This window comes from Arthrobacter endolithicus (genome assembly GCF_026627425.1).
Lineage (GTDB): Bacteria > Actinomycetota > Actinomycetes > Actinomycetales > Micrococcaceae > Arthrobacter_M.
Genome location: NZ_JAPNLH010000055.1, coordinates 1 through 1,636, shown reverse-complemented (window position 1 = coordinate 1,636; position 1,636 = coordinate 1). Strand labels below are relative to the sequence as shown.

The 1,636-nt window shown below is 60.6% G+C and carries 2 protein-coding genes; both read right to left on the bottom strand.

Annotation, left to right across the window (positions count from 1 at the left end; all coding sequences use genetic code 11):
• Positions 1-225 precede the first annotated feature (225 nt).
• Positions 226-849, bottom strand: a complete 624-nt coding sequence (hxlA, locus tag OS914_RS17955; RefSeq protein WP_267547419.1) for a 3-hexulose-6-phosphate synthase — start codon at positions 847-849, stop codon at positions 226-228.
• Between the two features lie 56 nt (positions 850-905).
• A complete protein-coding gene (gene hxlB, locus OS914_RS17950) occupies positions 906-1,505 on the bottom strand; it encodes a 6-phospho-3-hexuloisomerase (protein ID WP_267547418.1) in 600 nt (199 codons plus the stop codon).
• Positions 1,506-1,636: the final 131 nt, after the last annotated feature.

Genomic DNA, 1,636 nt, shown 5'->3' with positions numbered 1-1,636 from the left:
GCTGCTGGTGAGGGAATCGGCGACGTCCCCGGACCGGTCCCAGTGTTTGTTGACTCATGTCTTAGTGCTTCCGACGAACCGGTAGTGCCCGCAGTGACGTCTCTGGGCCTGGGGCCCAGGCAAGGAATTCCACGACCGCTGGGCCTCTGAAGTTGCAGGAGGCCCTCCCCGATGGTGGCGTCCCGCGGCTTTTATGGTGCGGGACGCCACTATCAATCGGAAGGGCTAAGAGATGGCGGCGCGGAGTTGCTTGGCTGCCAAGGCAGGATCGGCTGCACCGTAGATGGAGCCCCCGGCGACGGCGACATCGGCCCCGGCACGCTGGACGGCTTCGATGGTGCTCAGGCTCACCCCGCCAGCCACGGAGAACGGAACGCGGGCTTCTTCTCCGGCCCTGAGCAACCCGCTCAAGTCATAACCGGGCTTGGCCTGCTCGTCCAGGCCAGCGTGCATCTCCACGAACTTCGCCCCCAGCGCGCGGGCTTCCTTGGCACGGGTGGCCTTATCTGCCACACCGATAAGATCCACGACGACGCCCTTATTATGGGCCTTGGCCGCCTTGACGGCACCGGCAATGGTGGAGTCATCAGCGACACCGAGGATGGAGACCAGGTCCGCGCCGGCCTTGAAGGCGATATCGGCCTCAAGCTCTCCAGCGTCCATGGTCTTCAAATCAGCAAAGACGATCTTGTCCGGGTGCGCGTTCTTCACAGCAGTGACGGCCGAGAGCCCGGCGGCCTTGATCAACGGAGTGCCGAGTTCGATGATGTCGACATACTCAGCGACCTGGCCGGCCAGTACGAGGGCGTCTTCGACGGTCAGGAGGTCCATAGCAACTTGGAGTTTCATGATGTTGTTTCTTTCTGTAGGGGAACTGCGGTGGAAAGGGAAAGTGAAGGCCCCGATTACTCGAGGTTGGCGTGCCTGAGCCAAAGCTGCTCGGCCGGTTCATCGGCGTTGTCCCACAACGACTGGAAAAGAGCCTCGGTGGCGAGGAAAAGTACCTGCTCAAAGAGCGACCCAGAGTACTGACGGGAAACACTCGAGCCGTGGTCGGTCTTCTGGGCCGCAGGAATAATCACCAACGCGTCGGCCAGACCAGCAAGCGGAGAATCCGGGTTAGTAGTGAACACAGCAATCCGGGCTCCGGCCCTCGCCGCGGTTTCCGCCGACTTAACCACTCCCGAGGTCGTCCCCGACCCGGAAGCCACCAAAAGCAGGTCACCGGAACTAATCGCAGGAGTGGTCGTATCACCGGCAACGTGGACAGTCATACCCAGATGCATCAGCCGCATGGCCGCCATGCGCAGAACCAACCCACTCCGCCCCGCACCAGCAACGAACACCCGACCAGTCTGGCCAAAATGGCCTGCCAGGCCCGCCATCTCCTGCGCATCGATCTTGGCCGCCGTGTCAGCGATCTCATCCCTGACCAAAGACAAATTACGGACAATGTCACCTGCGGTACCATGCACGGTCCGCACCGGAGCTGTAGATAAATTCACGAGTAAACCCCTTCGATTCGATCATCGGCCCCAAAACGGCCGAACAGATACTTTCTGGCTCACAACCATCGTCTCGAAACAAACGGGCAGGAGGAACACTGTTTTCTGACAGTTCTTACTACACTTAAGGA